Source organism: Isoptericola sp. NPDC060185, from assembly GCF_042728595.1.
In the GTDB taxonomy this organism is placed as follows: Bacteria; Actinomycetota; Actinomycetes; order Actinomycetales; family Cellulomonadaceae; genus Isoptericola.
Window position 1 is genome coordinate 11987 of sequence record NZ_JBHWYY010000052.1, and the last position, 15633, is coordinate 27619.

The 15633-nt window shown below is 73.3% G+C and carries 15 protein-coding genes; 2 read left to right on the forward strand and 13 right to left on the reverse strand.

Features of this window, described 5'->3' with window-relative positions:
• Nucleotides 1-4: 4 nt before the first annotated feature.
• The 12 genes from nuoK to ACFWDO_RS15435 form a co-directional block, all read right to left on the reverse strand.
• A complete protein-coding gene (nuoK, locus tag ACFWDO_RS15380; RefSeq protein ID WP_380241969.1) occupies nt 5-304 on the reverse strand; it encodes an NADH-quinone oxidoreductase subunit NuoK in 300 nt (99 codons plus the stop codon).
• Nucleotides 304-1194 carry an NADH-quinone oxidoreductase subunit J gene (locus ACFWDO_RS15385; RefSeq protein WP_380315338.1) on the reverse strand — a complete coding sequence of 297 codons (891 nt, stop codon included), beginning with the start codon at nt 1192-1194 and terminating at the stop codon, nt 304-306. Before ACFWDO_RS15385 ends, nuoK begins: the two co-directional genes overlap by 1 nt.
• The gene (gene nuoI, locus ACFWDO_RS15390; RefSeq protein WP_380315335.1) at nt 1191-1970 is read right to left on the reverse strand and encodes an NADH-quinone oxidoreductase subunit NuoI; all 780 of its coding nucleotides are present in this window, start codon (nt 1968-1970) and stop codon (nt 1191-1193) included. The genes ACFWDO_RS15385 and nuoI overlap by 4 nt, the downstream gene beginning before the upstream one ends.
• Nucleotides 1967-3316, reverse strand: a complete 1350-nt coding sequence (gene nuoH, locus ACFWDO_RS15395; RefSeq protein ID WP_380315332.1) for an NADH-quinone oxidoreductase subunit NuoH — start codon at nt 3314-3316, stop codon at nt 1967-1969. The genes nuoI and nuoH overlap by 4 nt, the downstream gene beginning before the upstream one ends.
• Nucleotides 3313-5970: an NADH-quinone oxidoreductase subunit G gene (locus ACFWDO_RS15400; protein WP_380315329.1), complete on the reverse strand. Its 2658-nt coding sequence runs from the start codon at nt 5968-5970 to the stop codon at nt 3313-3315. The genes nuoH and ACFWDO_RS15400 overlap by 4 nt, the downstream gene beginning before the upstream one ends.
• Entirely contained in the window at nt 5970-7304 is a 1335-nt protein-coding gene (gene nuoF / locus ACFWDO_RS15405; protein WP_380315326.1) for an NADH-quinone oxidoreductase subunit NuoF, read from the reverse strand. The genes ACFWDO_RS15400 and nuoF overlap by 1 nt, the downstream gene beginning before the upstream one ends.
• A complete protein-coding gene (nuoE, locus tag ACFWDO_RS15410; protein WP_380315323.1) occupies nt 7297-8229 on the reverse strand; it encodes an NADH-quinone oxidoreductase subunit NuoE in 933 nt (310 codons plus the stop codon). Before nuoE ends, nuoF begins: the two co-directional genes overlap by 8 nt.
• Entirely contained in the window at nt 8226-9569 is a 1344-nt protein-coding gene (locus ACFWDO_RS15415; protein ID WP_380315321.1) for an NADH-quinone oxidoreductase subunit D, read from the reverse strand. Before ACFWDO_RS15415 ends, nuoE begins: the two co-directional genes overlap by 4 nt.
• On the reverse strand, nt 9566-10300 hold the full coding sequence (locus ACFWDO_RS15420; RefSeq protein ID WP_380315318.1) for an NADH-quinone oxidoreductase subunit C: 735 nt from the start codon (nt 10298-10300) through the stop codon (nt 9566-9568). Before ACFWDO_RS15420 ends, ACFWDO_RS15415 begins: the two co-directional genes overlap by 4 nt.
• Nucleotides 10297-10848, reverse strand: a complete 552-nt coding sequence (locus tag ACFWDO_RS15425; RefSeq protein WP_380245150.1) for a NuoB/complex I 20 kDa subunit family protein — start codon at nt 10846-10848, stop codon at nt 10297-10299. The genes ACFWDO_RS15420 and ACFWDO_RS15425 overlap by 4 nt, the downstream gene beginning before the upstream one ends.
• Before the next feature lie 124 nt (nt 10849-10972).
• On the reverse strand, nt 10973-11335 hold the full coding sequence (locus tag ACFWDO_RS15430) for an NADH-quinone oxidoreductase subunit A (RefSeq protein WP_380315315.1): 363 nt from the start codon (nt 11333-11335) through the stop codon (nt 10973-10975).
• Nucleotides 11336-11452: 117 nt separating this feature from the next.
• Nucleotides 11453-12766 carry a geranylgeranyl reductase family protein gene (locus ACFWDO_RS15435; RefSeq protein ID WP_380315312.1) on the reverse strand — a complete coding sequence of 438 codons (1314 nt, stop codon included), beginning with the start codon at nt 12764-12766 and terminating at the stop codon, nt 11453-11455.
• Between the two features lie 304 nt (nt 12767-13070).
• On the opposite strand from ACFWDO_RS15435, the gene ACFWDO_RS15440 reads away from it, so the two are divergent.
• On the forward strand, nt 13071-13253 hold the full coding sequence (locus ACFWDO_RS15440) for a hypothetical protein (RefSeq protein ID WP_380315309.1): 183 nt from the start codon (nt 13071-13073) through the stop codon (nt 13251-13253).
• Nucleotides 13254-13335: 82 nt separating this feature from the next.
• Here the strand turns inward: ACFWDO_RS15440 and ACFWDO_RS15445 are convergent, their stop codons facing one another.
• Complete coding sequence (locus ACFWDO_RS15445; RefSeq protein ID WP_380315306.1) at nt 13336-14031, reverse strand: demethylmenaquinone methyltransferase; 696 nt, start codon at nt 14029-14031, stop codon at nt 13336-13338.
• A 179-nt stretch (nt 14032-14210) separates the two neighbouring features.
• Here ACFWDO_RS15445 and ACFWDO_RS15450 point away from each other — a divergent pair, with 179 nt between their 5' ends.
• A complete protein-coding gene (locus ACFWDO_RS15450; RefSeq protein WP_380315303.1) occupies nt 14211-15566 on the forward strand; it encodes an 8-oxoguanine deaminase in 1356 nt (451 codons plus the stop codon).
• The last annotated feature ends 67 nt before the right edge of the window (nt 15567-15633 follow it).

The window sequence follows — 15633 nt, forward strand, 5'->3', positions numbered from 1 at the left end:
CCTCTCAGCTCTGCAGCAGGTTGACGTCGTCGACCGAGGCCGACCGGCGGGAGCGGAAGATCGTGATGATGATCGCGAGCCCCACCACGACCTCGGCGGCGGCGACCACCATCACGAAGAAGGCGAGCACCTGGCCCGTCACGTCGCCGTGGATGCGCGCGAACGTCACGAACGCGAGGTTGGTGGCGTTGAGCATCAGCTCCACGCCCATGAACACCACGATGGCGTTGCGCCGCAGCAGCACCGTCGTCGCGCCGATCGCGAACAGGATCGCGGCCAGCCCCAGGTAGTTGGTGATCTCCATCAGCGCAACTCCCCGTCCTCGTCGTCCGCCTCGGCCGAACCGTCCCGGTCGGCCGTGCCCGTCGCGACCGGGTCACCGGCCTGCTCGACCGCGGTGCCAGGCTCCGGCCCGACGCCGATGAGGCGCAGGTCGTCGCGCGGCACGAGCGTGTCCTCCTCGGACAGCACCGCCGTCGCCGACCGCTCCTGGCCGCGGATGCGCAGCACCCGGGGCACCGAGTGCGGCAGCGGCGCGCCGTCGGGCCCGAGGGCCGGCGTGTCCATCGCGTTGTTCTGCGCGTAGACGCCCGGCGCGGGGAGCGGCGTGAGCGTGCGCCCCTGCTCGATGCCGGCGACCCGCGCCGCGGCGAGCACCCGCTGGGTGGGCCGCACGCTGAGCCGGCGCCGGTGCGTGAGCACCAGGCCCGCGAGGGCCGCGGTGACCAGCAGGACGCCGACCACCTCCATGGCCAGCACGTAGTCGCCGAGCAGCACCCGGGCGAGCGCCACGGGGTTGGTGACCGCGTTGGCCTCGGCCAGCCCGACCGCGGGCGGGAAGCTCGCCTGCGCGATCACGCCGAGGAGCACCACGGCGAGCCCGAGCCCGAACAGCACCCCGACCCACCGCTGTCCCTTGATCGTCTCGGTCAGGGAGTCGGCGGCGTCGACGCCCACCAGCATCAGCACGAAGAGGAAGAGCATCATGACGGCGCCGGTGTACACGACCACCTGCACGACGCCGAGGAACGGCGCCTCCTGCGCGACGTAGAGGATCGCCAGGCCGACCATCACGAACATCACGCAGACCGCGGCGTGCACCGCCTTGCGGGCGAAGAGCAGCCCGAGCGCGGCGAGCACCATGAGCGGCGCGAGCACCCAGAAGAGCGCGGCCTCCGCGCCCGACGCGGTCACGAGCGGTCCTCGGCGGCGTCGGAGGTCGGCAGCGTCGCGACGTGCCCGCCCTCCGCGGCCTGCCGGGTCGCGACGGCCGCCTTGGTGGCGCTGCCGCGCAGCCGGTGCCGGCGGGGCGTCGGAGGCGGGGCGTCGCCGTGGACGACACGCGCGGCGGCGTCCAGGGTCGGGTCGTCGGGCCGGTGCTCGCGCACCCAGTCCACCTGCTCGGCCGTGGGCGCGGTGACCTCGCCCCGGTAGTACTCCGTGTCCGTGGTGCCCTCGACCATCGGGTGCGGTGCGGCGAGCATGCCCTCGGCGAGCGGGGCGAGGAGGTCCTGCTTCTCGTAGATCATCCCCGCGCGGTCGGGCCCGGCCAGCTCGTAGTCGTTGGTCATCGTCAGCGCCCGGGTGGGGCACGCCTCGATGCACAGCCCGCAGAAGATGCAGCGCAGGTAGTTGATCTGGTAGACGCGGCCGTACCGCTCGCCGGGCGACATGTGCTCGCCGTCGGGCAGGTCGGCGTTGTCCGCGCCCTCCACGTAGATCGCGTCCGCCGGGCAGGCCCACGCGCACAGCTCGCAGCCGATGCACTTCTCCAGCCCGTCGGCGTACCGGTTGAGCTGGTGGCGGCCGTGGTAGCGGCGCTGCGGCGGCGTCTTCGTGCGCGGGTACTGCTCCGTCACGGTGGGCCGGAACATGGAGGAGAACGTCACGCCGAACCCGGCCACCGGGGCGAACAGGTCGCCCAGCGGCCCCTTGCTCGGGCGCAGCGGCTCGTACGGCTTGTCGGTCATCGCGTCTCCTCGGATCGGTCGACGGCGGAGGCGGCGGCCGGGACGTCGGCGGCCTGCGGGACGTGCCGGCGGGCGCGGGGCGACGGCGGCAGGGACTGGCCCGGCATCGGCGGCACGGGGAAGCCGTCGGCGAAGGCGTCGAACTCCCCGGCGGGCCGGCGGGCGCCGCCCGGTGGCCCGCCGGGAGCGGCGGCGCCGGACGGCTTGCGCTCGGGCCACAACCACAGCAGCCCGACGACGACCACGGCCGCGACGGCCACGCCGGTGATGAGCTGCGTGCGCGTGATGCCAGCGAGACCCAGGTACTGGAAGACGGAGAGCACCACGACCCAGCACAGCGCGACCGGGATGAGCACCTTCCAGCCGAACGACATGAACTGGTCGTAGCGCAGCCGCAGCAGGGTGCCGCGGACCCACACGAACACGAACATGACGAGCCAGAGCTTGACCAGGAACCACAGCACCGGCCACCAGCCGGTGTTGAACATCCCGTCGTTGATCGCCGACAGCGGCCACGGCGCGCGCCACCCGCCGAGGAACAGGGTGGTCGCGACGGCGGAGACGTTGAGCATGTTGATGTACTCCGCCAGGAAGAACCAGGCGAACTTCATCGAGCTGTACTCGGTCATGTAGCCGGAGACGAGCTCCCCCTCGGCCTCGGGCAGGTCGAACGGGAGGCGGTTGGTCTCGCCGATCATCGAGATGACGTAGACGACGAACGCGGGCAGCAGCGGCAGGAACCACCAGACGCCCGCCTGCGACGCGACGATCTGCGACGTCGACATCGAGCCGGCCATGATGAACACGCTGACCAGGGAGAGCCCCATCGCCAGCTCGTAGGAGATGACCTGGGCGGTGGAGCGCACGGCGCCCAGCAGCGGGTACGTGGAGCCGGAGGACCAGCCGCCCAGCACGATGCCGTAGACGCCCATCGACGCGCAGGCCAGGACGTAGAGGATCGCGACCGGGAAGTCGGTGAGCTGCGCGGGCGTCGAGTAGTCGGTGAACGGGATCGTCACCTCGGGGCCGAACGGGATGACCGCGAAGACCAGCAGCGCGCAGAACACGGAGATCATCGGCGCCAGCAGGTACACGACCCGGTCGGCGCGGGTGACGTTCACGTCCTCCTTGAGCAGCAGCTTCATCGCGTCCGCGAGCGACTGGAGCAGGCCGAACGGGCCGTGCCAGTTGGGTCCGGGGCGCACCTGCATGCGCGCCACGACCTTCCGCTCGAACCAGATCGCGAAGAGCACGCTCGTCAGCAGGAAGACGACGATGAGCACGGCCTTGATGAGCGAGACCCACAGCCAGTCGTTGCTGAAGTCGGCGGCGACTCCGGGGATCATGCGGCCCCTCCCTGTTCGTCGGTCGAGCCGGCCGGGGCGCCCGCGCCGACCGGCTCGGCGGGCGGCCCGATGCGCACGAGGTCGCCGGGGGCCGCGCCGAGCGTGTCGTGCACGCGGCAGCCGCGCGACGCGAGCGGCAGCCAGACCACGTGGTCGACCATCTCGGTGATCGCGACGGGGACCGTGAGCGAGCCGCGGTCGGTCGCGACGGTCACCCGGTCGCCGTCGTACACGTCGACGGCGGCCGCGGTGGCGGCGGACATCCGCGCCACGGGCCGCTTGGCCGTGCCGGCGAGGAACTGCTCCCCGTCCTGCAGGGCGCCGTCGTCGAGCAGCAGGTGCCAGCTCGCCAGGACGGCGGCGCCGGCGGGGACCTCGGGCGGCTCCACGGGCTCCGGCGCGGGGGCCGGGACCCGGGCGCCGCCCCAGGCGGGCAGCGCCGCGATCGCCCGGTGGGCGTCGTAGGGCGTCGCCGCGCCGAGCGCGACCCCGGCCTGCGCGGCGAGCGCGTCGAGCACCCGGTGGTCGGGCAGCGCGGCGGACTCCAGCGCCTGGCCGAAGGCGCGGACGCGCCCCTCCCAGCTCCAGTACGACCCGGCCCGCTCGGCCGGTGGGGCGACGGGGAGGACGACGTCCGCGAGCTCGGTCACCTCCGAGCGCCGCACCTCCAGCGAGACCACGAAGCCCGCGGAACCGAGGGCGGTCCGCGCGTGCGCGGGGTCGGGCAGGTCGGCGAGCTCGACGCCCCCGACGAGCGCGCCGCCGAGCTGCCCGACGGACAGCGCGTCGAGGATCTCCGAGACGTCGCGACCGGGCGCGGCCGGCAGGGCATCGGCGTCGACGCCCCAGGCCGCGGCCACCTCGGCGCGGGCCGCGGGGTCGGTGACCGGGCGCCCGCCGGGCAGCAGCCCCGGCAGCAGCCCGGCCTCCAGACCGCCGCGCTCCCCCGCGCGGCGAGGGATCCAGGCGAGCCGTGCGCCGGTGGTCTCGGCGAGCCGCAGGGCCGCGCCGTACGCCCCGGGCGACGACGCGAGCCGCTCGCCGACGAGGATCAGCGCGCCGGGGGCGGCGAGACCCTCGGCGACGGCGCCCAGCGTCGCGGCGTCGGAGTCGGCGGGCACGAGTCCGCCGCCGGCGCGGGTGGCGAGGATGCCGAGCCATTCCGCCTCGGTGCCCGGGGCGGCGGGCAGCAGCGTGCCGTCCAGGCGGGCGAGCCCGCGGCTGGCGAACGGCGCCACGGACCAGACCTTGGTCCCGTGGGCGCGCACGGCCTTGCGCAGCCGCAGGAAGGTGATGCCGGCCTCCTCCTCGGCCTCGAGCCCCGCCAGCAGCACCGCCGGGGCGGCCTCCACGTCGCCGAAGGTCACCCCCAGACCGGTGCCGGCCACCGCGTGCCCGAGGAACGCCGTCTCCTCCGCGGAGCCCACACGGGCGCGCTGGTCGACGTCGTCCGTGCCGAGCACCGTGCGGGCGTAGCGCGACCAGGCGAAGGCGTCCTCGACGGTGAGGCGGCCGCCCGGCAGCACCCCCACGCCGCCGGCGGCCCGCGCCGCGGCGAGGCCCTCGGCCGCCAGCTCGAACGCCTCGACCCACGACGCCGGCCGCAGCTCCCCGCGGGAGACGACCGCGCCGTCGGCGTCGAGCTCCCGGTCCCGCACCAGGGGGACCGTGAGGCGGTCGGGCGCGGCCTGCCAGGTGAAGGCGAACCGGTCCTTGTCGGTGATCCACTCCTCGTTGACCGCCGGGTCCTCCCCCGACAGCCGGCGCAGCACGACGCCCCGCCGGTGGTCGACGCGGATCGCGGCGCCGCAGGAGTCGTGCTCGGAGATCCCCGGCGTCGAGACGAGGTCGAACGGCCGGGAGCGGAACCGGTAGGCGGCGCCGGTCAGCGCGCCCACCGGGCAGATCTGCACGGTGTTGCCGGAGAAGTACGACGCGAACGGCTGGCCGCCGGCCGTGGCCGCCGCCGAGCCGAACGTGGCCTCGGCGGGCTCCCCCTGCGGCGGCGCGAAGTCCAGCACCGTCTCGTCGAAGCGGCCGATCTGCTGGTGCGCGCCGCGCTCCTGCAGGGCGATGAAGGCGTCGCCCGCGATCTCGTCGCTGAACCGGGTGCAGCGCTGGCACAGCACGCAGCGCTCGCGGTCGAGCAGGATCTCGGTGGAGACGGCGATCGGCTTGGGGAACGTGCGCTTGACGTCCTCGAACCGGGACTCGGCGCGGCCGTTGCTCATCGCCTGGTTCTGCAGCGGGCACTCGCCGCCCTTGTCGCACACCGGGCAGTCCAGCGGGTGGTTCATGAGCAGCAGCTCCATGACCCCGTGCTGCGCCTTGTCGGCGACGGCGGACGTGCGCTGCGTCTTGACGACCATGCCCGGCGTCACCGTCATCGTGCAGGAGGCCTGCGGCTTCGGCATGGGTCGCACGTTGCCCTCACGGTCGGGCATCGCGACCTCGACCAGGCACTGGCGGCACGCGCCCGCCGGCTCCAGCAGGGGGTGGTCGCAGAACCGGGGAATCTGGATGCCCACCTGCTCGGCCGCGCGGATGATCAGCGTGCCCTTCGGCACGGTGACCTCGACCTCGTCGATGGTGAGAGTCACCGTCTCGACCGGAGGTGCGGCCGGCTTGCCGGTGTTGTCGACGGTCGCCGTCATCAGTGACCTCCCGCCCCGGCGAGCGCCGGCGTCTGCTTGGGGGTGTACGGGAACAGTGCGCTGGCGCTCGGGTCGAAGGGGCAGCCGTGGCCGTCGATGTGCGCCTGGTACTCGTCGCGGAACAGCTGGATGCTCGACGTCACCGGGGACGTCGCGCCGTCGCCGAGGGCGCAGAACGCGCGCCCGAGGATGTTGTCGCACAGGTCGAGCAGCAGGTCGACGTCGCGCTCCTCGCCCTGGCCCGCCTCGATGCGGTGCAGCACCTGCTTGAGCCAGTAGGTGCCCTCGCGGCACGGGGTGCACTTGCCGCACGACTCGTGCGCGTAGAAGTCCGTCCACCGGCTGACCGCCCGCACGACGCACGTCGTCTCGTCGAAGAGCTGCAGTGCGCGGGTGCCGAGCATCGACCCGGCCGCGCCCACCGACTCGTAGTCGAGCGGGGTGTCGAGGTGGTCGGCGGTGAACAGCGGCGTCGACGAGCCTCCGGGCGTCCAGAACTTCAGCTGGTGCCCGGCGCGGATGCCGCCGGCCTGGTCGAGCAGCTCCCGCAGCGTGATGCCCAGCGGCGCCTCGTACTGGCCCGGCCGCGTCACGTGCCCGGACAGCGAGAACAGCCCGTGCCCCTGCGACCGCTCGGTGCCCATGCCGGCGAACCAGTCCGCGCCGCGGGCGACGATGCCCGGCACCGACGCGATCGACTCGACGTTGTTCACCACCGTGGGCCGCGCGTACAGGCCCGCGACGGCGGGGAACGGCGGCTTGAGGCGCGGCTGGCCGCGCTTGCCCTCGAGGGAGTCGAGCAGCGCCGTCTCCTCGCCGCAGATGTACGCGCCGGCCCCGGCGTGCACGGTGACCTCCAGGTCGAAGCCGGAGCCGAGCACGTCCTTGCCGAGGAACCCCGCGTCGTACGCCTCCTGCACCGCGGCCATCAGCCGCCGGTACACGTGCAGCACCTCGCCGCGCACGTAGACGAACGCGTGGTGGCAGCCGATCGCGTAGCTCGTGATCGCGATGCCCTCCACCAGGTGCTGCGGGCTGGCGAGCATCAGCGGGATGTCCTTGCACGTGCCCGGCTCGGACTCGTCCGCGTTGACCACGAGGTAGCGCGGGCCGCCGTCCGGCGGGGGCAGGAAGCCCCACTTCATCCCGGTCGGGAACCCGGCGCCGCCGCGGCCGCGCAGGCCCGAGTCCTTGACCGTCTGCACGAGGTCGCCCGGCTCCATCGTCAGCGCCTTGCGCAGCCCGGCGTACCCGCCGGCCGCCTCGTAGGCGGCGAGCTTCCACGACCGCTCCGCGTCCCACGTGTCCGTGAGCACCGGCATGAGCTCAGTCATCGCTGCCCTCCTTCGGCTCGACGTCCTCGGAGGTCGTCGGCTTGCGCTCCGCGCTCGACTGCTCCCCGCCCGTCTCCGGCGGTACTTCGGCCTGGTCGGGCCTGCCGGCCGACGAGCCGTCCGAGGAGGGGGCGGGGGAATCCTCGTCGCCGGGCTGGTCGGGCCTGGCGGGAGCCGAGGGAGGAACGACCGAGGCGGATGGCGCGCCCGGCGACGAGGAATCCCCCGCCCCCTCCGCCCCAGCACCGTCGACGGCGGCCGCCGCGCGCGCCAGCCGCAGACCGGCGAGCGAAGGCTCCCCCGCCCCGACGCCCTCGTCCGCGCGACCGTCGGTGAACCCCGCCAGCACGCGGCTCATCTGCTTGAAGCCGCACACCGACGACGCGCCGCGCGTCGGCGCGACCTCCTGCCCGGCGCGCAACCGGTCCGTGAGGTCCGTGGCCGACTCCGGCGTCTGGTTGTCGAAGAACTCCCAGTTGACCATCACGACCGGCGCGTAGTCGCAGGCGGCGTTGCACTCGACGCGCTCCAGCGTGATCGCGCCGTCCTCGGTGGTCTCGTCGTGCCCGACGCCGAGGTGCTCGCTCAGCTCGTCGAAGATGGCGTCCCCGCCCATGACCGCGCACAACGTGTTGGTGCACACGCCCACGGTGTAGGTGCCGTTGGGGTGCCGCTTGTACTGCGTGTAGAAGGTGGCCACGGCGCTCACCTCCGCGGGCGTCAGCTCCAGCTGCTCGGAGCAGAACATGATCCCGTCGCGGCTCACGTACCCGTCCACCGACTGCACCAGGTGCAGCATCGGCAGCAGGCCGGAGCGCGGGTCCGGGTAGCGCGCCTTGATCGCGGCGGCGTCGGCGGTGAGCGACGCCAGCGTGTCGGCGTCGTACCGGGCCTGCGAGCGCGCGCTCGTGGGTTCTGCCGTCATCGGTCGACCCCTCCCAGCACCGGGTCCAGGGACGCGACGGCGACGACGACGTCGGCCACCTGGCCGCCCTCGCACATCACCGACACGGCCTGGAGGTTGTTGAACGACGGGTCGCGGAAGTGCGCCCGGTACGGCTTGGTGCCGCCGTCGGACACGGCGTGCACGCCGAGCTCGCCGCGCGGGTGCTCCACGGTCTGCCACGTCTGCCCGGCCGGGACGCCGAAGCCCTCGGTGACGAGCTTGAAGTGGTGGATCAGCGCCTCCATCGAGGTGCCCATGATCTGGCGGATGTGGTCGAGCGAGTTGCCCTGGCCGTCCGCGCCGACCGCGAGCTGCGCCGGCCACGCGATCTTCTTGTCCGCCACCATGACGGGGGCGCCGGCGGTGTCCTCGAGCCGCGTGAGGCACTGCTCCACGATCCGCAGCGACTGGTAGCACTCCTCCAGCCGCAGCACGACGCGGGAGTAGCAGTCGGCGTCGGTCGACGTCGGCACGTCGAAGTCGTACGTCTCGTAGCCCGAGTAGGGGAACGCCTTGCGCACGTCGTAGGGCAGACCCGTGGAGCGCAGCACCGGCCCGGTGATGCCGAGGGCCATGCACCCGGCGAGGTTGAGCACCCCCACGTCGGTGAGCCGCGCCTTGAAGATCGGGTTGGCGAGCATGAGGTCACCGAGCTGGCCGAGGTACATGCGGATCTTGGGCAGGGCGGCGCGCACCTGGTCCTCGAACCCCTCGGGCACGTCCTGGGCGACGCCGCCCGGCCGCACGTAGGCGTGGTTCATGCGCAGGCCCGTGACGGCCTCGAACAGCCGCAGGATCTCCTCGCGGGCCGTGAACCCGATGGTCATGACCGTGGTCGCGCCCATCTCGTTGCCGCCCGTGCCGAGGCACACGAGGTGGGAGGCCACCCGGTTGAGCTCCATCATCAGCACGCGGATGATCGACGCCCGCTCGGGCACGTCGTCCGTGATCCCCAGCAGCTTCTCCGTGGCGAGGCAGTAGGCCGACTCCTGGAAGAGCGGCGCCAGGTAGTCCATCCGGGTGCAGAACGTGGTGCCCTGCGTCCAGGTGCGGAACTCCATGTTCTTCTCGATGCCGGTGTGCAGGTAGCCGATGCCGCAGCGGGCCTCGGTGACCGTCTCGCCGTCGATCTCGAGCATGAGGCGCAGCACGCCGTGGGTGGACGGGTGCTGCGGGCCCATGTTGACGACGATGCGCTCCTCGCCCACGGCCTCGCGGGCGATCTCGTCCCAGTCGCCGCCCGACGCCTCGAACCCGGGGACGCCCGGGTCGAACTCGTCGGTCGGCGCCTTGGTGGCGGTGAAGGTTCCAGACGTCACGAGTACTGCCTCCTCGTGTCCGGCGGCGGCACCGTGGCGCCCTTGTACTCCACGGGGATGCCGCCGAGCGGGTAGTCCTTGCGCTGCGGGTGCCCGGGCCAGTCGTCCGGCATCTCGATGCGCGCCAGGCCCGGGTGGCCGTCGAAGACGATGCCGAAGAAGTCCCAGGTCTCGCGCTCGTGCCAGTCGTTGGTGGGGTACACCCCGGTGGTCGAGGGGATGTGCGGGTCGGCGTCCGGCACCGACACCTCGAGGCGGATGCGACGCCCGTGCGTCACGGAGGTCAGGTGGTAGACGGCGTGCAGCTCGCGGCCCTCGTCCTGCGGGTAGTGCACGCCCGAGACGCCGAGGCTGAGCTCGAACCGCAGGTCCTGGTCGTCGCGCAGCGCCCGGCAGACGGCCACGAGGTGCTCGCGCGCCACGTGCAGCGTCAGCTCGGCGTGCGGGCTCGGCGGGTCGGTCTGCGGGTCGACCGACACCCGCTCCACCGCGTCCTCGAACGCGACCCCGGCCGCGCCGAGCACCTCCGCGAGCACGTCGACGGCCTCGTCGAACCAGCCGCCGTAGGGGCGCGTCGCCGGGCCCGACAGCGCCACGGTCCGGACCAGCCCGCCGTACCCCGACGTGTCTCCCGAGCCGCGCACCCCGAACATGCCCTGGCGCACCTCGACGACCTCGGGCCCCCGACCGTCCTGCGCCGGCTCGCCGCCGGCGACGACCTCCCCCGTCATCGCAGCAGCCCCTTGAGCTCGAACGTGGGCGTGGCCTCGAGGGCCGCCGCCTCCGCGGCCGCGGCCGCCTCGCGGCGGTTCACGCCCAGCGGGGAGTCCTGGATGTGCTGGTGCAGCGCGAGGATCGCGTTGATGAGCATCTCCGGGCGCGGCGGGCAGCCGGGCAGGTACACGTCGACCGGCACGATGTGGTCGACGCCCTGCACGATCGCGTAGTTGTTGAACATGCCGCCGCTGGACGCGCACACGCCCATGGACAGCACCCACTTGGGCTCGCTCATCTGGTCGTAGACCTGCCGCACCACCGGGGCCATCTTCTGGCTCACCCGGCCCGCGACGATCATGAGGTCCGCCTGCCGCGGCGACGCCCGGAAGACCTCCATGCCGAACCGCGACAGGTCGAACCGCGACGCGCCGGCCGCCATCATCTCGATGGCGCAGCACGCCAGTCCGAACGTCACCGGCCACACGGACGCCTTGCGCAGGTAGCCCGCCAGGTCCTCGATCGTCGTCAGCAGGAAGCCCGACGGAGCCTCTTCCAGGCCCATGACCCCTCCCCTTCGTGAGCATCGGTGCCGGATCGTGCCGGCATCGTCGCCGTCCGTAGTGCCGTGTCGTTCTGGGTCGTGCAGGTCGTGCAGGTCGTGCTGTTGGTGCTGGTCGTGCGCCGGGTCAGACCCAGCTCAGGCCGCCGCGCCGCCACTCGTAGACGAAGGGCACGGTGATGAGGGCGAGGAACGACAGCATCGCCACCAGGCCGAAGCCGGCGAGCGCCGCGAAGTCCACCGCCCACGGGTAGAGGAAGACCACCTCGATGTCGAAGACGATGAACGTCATCGCGACCAGGTAGTACTTGACGGGCAGCCGCCCGCCGCCGACGGCGTGCGGCGTCGGCTCGATGCCGCACTCGTACGCGTCGAGCTTGGCGCGGTTGTAGCGCCTGGGGCCGATGACGGCGCTCGCCGCCACGCCGCCCACGGCGAGCACCAGGGCCACGCCCATGAGCATGAGGACCGGCACGTACGGATTCGTCATCGTGCCGCTCCCGTCCGCGCCGCCGCGCCGCCGCGCCCGACTTCGTGCATCTCGACCACTCCTTCGTGCTCGTGTGCGCTCATGCTCTGCTGACCCCGCCCGATCGTCGTGCCGCGCTCATGCCGCCGGCACCACCCTCGTGAGCCCCGCGATGACCCGGTCCACCCAGTCACCGCCGCGCGGCTCGTAGCAGTCGGACAGCAGCTTGAGCACGAACCGCATGACCACCGGGCGCGGCAGCCCGTACCGCACGCAGATCCGCATGACCTGCGGGTGCTCGATGAGCCGCACGAACCAGCGGCCCAACGTGTAGTAGCCGCCCAGGTCGGCCCGCATCCGGTCCGCGTAGGACGCGAGCGTCCGCTCGCGCGCGTCGTCGGTGGTGCGGGTGCGCGCCTGCGCGATCGCGTCCGCCGCGACCCGACCCGCTTGGAGGGCGTACGCGATGCCCTCGCCGTTGAACGGGCTGACCATGCCGGCCGCATCGCCCACCAGCATCGCGCCGTCGCGGTAGAGGGGGCTGCGGTTGAAGCCCATCGGCAGCGCCGCGCCGCGGATCGGCCCGACCTGGTTCTCGGGGGTGAAGCCCCACTCGGCGGGAGCGTTGCGCATCCAGGCCTGCATCATGCCGCGGTAGTCGTGGCCGGTGGCGGACTGCCGCGCGGGCGTGGAGCTCACGGAGCCGAGGCCCACGTTGGCGGTGCCGTCGCCGAGCGCGAAGATCCAGCCGTAGCCGGGCAGCAGGTTCGACTCCCCGGGGGCGCCGTCCCACAGCTCGAGGTGCGACTCCATCCACGCGTCCTCGTGGCGGGACGTGCCCTCCGTGCGTAAGTAGGTGCGCACCGCCGTGCCCAGCGGGCGGTCGTCGCGGCGCGTGATGCCGAGCCCGGTCGCGAAGCGGGAGGAGACGCCGTCGGCCGCGACGACGACGGGCGCGCGGTAGACGGCCTCGGCGCCGTCGGCGCGTCCCCGCCCGTCGAGCGGCTGCGTGCGGACGCCCACCACGCGGCCGTCCCGGTCGTCGACCAGCGGGCCGGTCACCTTGGTGCGCTCGAGGAGCTTGGCGCCGCTGGCCTGCGCGTGCTGGGCGAGGCGGTGGTCGAGCGACATGCGGGACCGGGCCATGCCGTAGCCGGGGTAGGAGTCGAGGTCGGGCCAGGGCAGCTCCCACGAGCGCGCGCCCGCGACCACCCGCAGGCCCTCGTTGCGGATCCACCCGTCCTCGGCGCGGGTGCCGAGGCCCATGCGGGCGAGCTCCCCCACCGCGCGGGGCGTCAGGCCGTCGCCGCAGACCTTGTCGCGGGGGAAGGACGCCTTGTCGAGCACGAGGACGTCGAGGCCTGCCGACGCGCACCAGTGAGCGGTGGACGTCCCGGCCGGACCGGCGCCCACCACGATCACGTCAGCGTCGTCTGAACGACCTGCCCGCACGTGCCCACCTCGCTCCCTCGAGCGCCCCGGCGACGGTGCCGGAGTCGATTTGTGAACCCCATCACAACTCTTGTCGAGCACTCTAGTCACGTTCGCGGGGCGATGTGTAGGAAGGTAACCCTTCCTTGCCGCGACACCGCCCCGGCGCACCCCCGGGGCCACGTCGCCGCAGGTCCGGAAGGGTACGGGCGTCGGCATGTCGCGGGGTGCGTGCACGCCCCGACGTGCCTACGGTCGTGCGCACGCGGGACGTCGGACGAACCCGCGCCATCCACCGCAGCCAGACCTCCAGGAGGCTCCACCCATGAAGGCAGGACCCGCATTCGTCGTCGGCGCAGCGCTCGGCTACCTGCTCGGCACCGAGAAGGGCCGGCAGCAGCTCGACAAGGCCAAGGACTGGGCGACGGAGACCTGGAACGACCCGCGCGTGCAGGCCAAGGTCGCGGAGTACTCGCCGCTCGCCAAGGACCGGGCCACCGAGGGCTGACGTCGACCAGCTCGGCAGCGGGTGCGTCTGCTCGGCACGGGACGGTGCCGAACGGACGCACCCCTTGCCGAACGGATCTGCCTCAGGCGGGCCGCACGCCCCGGTGCAGCGCGACGATGCCGCCGGCGAGGTTGCGGTACGACACCCGCTCCCACCCGGCGGCGAGGAGCCGACGGCCGAGCGCGTCCTGGTCGGGCCAGGCGCGGATCGACTCCGCCAGGTAGTCGTACGAGCCCCGGTCGCGGGTCACCGCTCCCGCCACGACGGGCAGCGCCCCCATCAGGTACTCCTGGTACACCACGCGGAACGGCGCCCAGGTGGGCGTGGAGAACTCGCAGATGACGACGCGACCGCCCGGCCGCACCACCCGCAGCATCTCGTGCAGCGCGGCGTCCGTGTCCACGACGTTGCGCAGGCCGAAGCTGATCGTCGCGGCGTCGAACGCCCCGTCGGCGAACGGCAGCCGGGTCGCGTCACCCGCGACGAACGACAGGTCGGGGCGGCGCGCCTTGCCCACGGCGAGCATGCCGAGGCTGAAGTCGGACGGGACGACGAGCGCGCCGTCGGCCGCGAACGGCTCGCTCGACGTGCCGGTGCCGGCCGCCAGGTCGAGCACCTTCTCGCCGGGGACCGCAGCCACGGCCTCGACCACGGCCCGGCGCCAGCGGCGGTCCTGCCCGAGCGAGACGAGGTCGTTGACGAGGTCGTAGCGCCGCGCGATGCCGTCGAACATCGACGCGACCTCGGCGGGCTTCTTCTCCAGGCTGGCGCGCGACATGGACGTCATGGTCGCACGCCCCTGCCCGCCACCGGCGACCCGTTGACGGCGTCGCGCGGCTCGCCTAGCGTCCCCGGCGAGGGCGGCGTGCGGCCGTGGCTCCCTGGATCGGCAGACAGGCCCACTGAGCCGGCGCGACGCGGCGCCGGTCTCCCGGGCGCCGCCGTCAGGAGGCACCGATGAGCACCTGGATCAAGAACCCGCTGGCCGTCTTCACCGCCGACGACTCCCCCGAGGCGCCCGACGCGCGCGGCGGCGTCGTCGTGACCGACGGCGTGATCACCGAGCTGGTCGCCGCCGGCGCGACCCCCGCCGCCCCCGTCGACGAGACGTTCGACGCGTCGGAGCACGTGGTCACGCCCGGCCTGATCAACACGCACCACCACTTCTACCAGACCCTCACGCGGGCCTGGGGGCCGGTCGCGGACGCCGAGCTGTTCCCCTGGCTCACCACGCTGTACCCGGTGTGGGCGCGCCTCACGCCGCGCGCCCACGAGCTCGCGACGAAGGTCGCGCTGACCGAGCTGCTGCTGTCCGGCTGCACCACGGCGGCCGACCACCACTACGTCTTCCCGGCTGGCCTGGACGACGCGATCGACATCCAGGTCGCGGCCGTCCTCGAGCTCGGGATGCGCGCCACGCTGACGCGCGGCTCGATGACGCTCGGCACGGACGACGGCGGCCTGCCGCCGCAGTCGGTGGTGCAGGACGCCGACACGATCCTCGCGGACTCCGAGCGCCTGATCTCGACGTACCACGAGCGGGGCGACGGCGCGCGGATCCAGATCGCGCTGGCGCCGTGCTCGCCGTTCTCGGTGACGACCCAGAACATGCAGGACACGGCCGAACTGGCCGCGCGGCACGACGTGCGGCTGCACACCCACCTCGCCGAGACGATCGACGAGGAGGACTTCCTGCGCGAGCGCTTCGGCATGCGCACGGTCGACTACCTCGAGTCGGTGGGCTGGCTGACCGACCGCGCCTGGCTGGGCCACGGCATCCACTTCGACGACCAGGAGATCGCCCGCCTCGGCGCGGCGGGCACGGGGGTGGCACACTGCCCGACGTCGAACATGCGGCTCGCGTCCGGCATCGCGCGCGTCCTGGAGCTCGAGGACGCAGGCGTGCCCGTCGGGCTCGGGGTCGACGGCTCGGCGTCGAACGACGCCTCCACGATGATGCCGGAGGCCCGCCAGGCCCTCTACCTGCAGCGCCTCAAGTACGGCGCGTCCGTGCCGGTGGCGCGCGCCCTGGGCTGGGCGACCCGCGGCTCGGCCCGCGTGCTGGGCCGCGACGACCTCGGCACCCTCGCCGTCGGCAAGCAGGCCGACCTCGCCCTGTGGCGCCTGGACGAGCCGCGCTTCTCCGGCTCGCACGACCCGGTCGCCGCCCTCCTCCTGTGCGGCGCCGACCGCGCCGACCGCGTGATGGTGGGCGGCGACTGGCGGGTCGTCGACGGCGCGGTCGTCGGCCTCGACGTGCCCGCCCTGCTCGCCGAGCACCGCGACGCCGCGCGCCGCCTCGTCGCCGGCTGACCCTCGCCCGCACAGGGCGCCGAACAGGCGGTTGCGCACGTTCCCACCGCTGAGAACGTGCGCAACC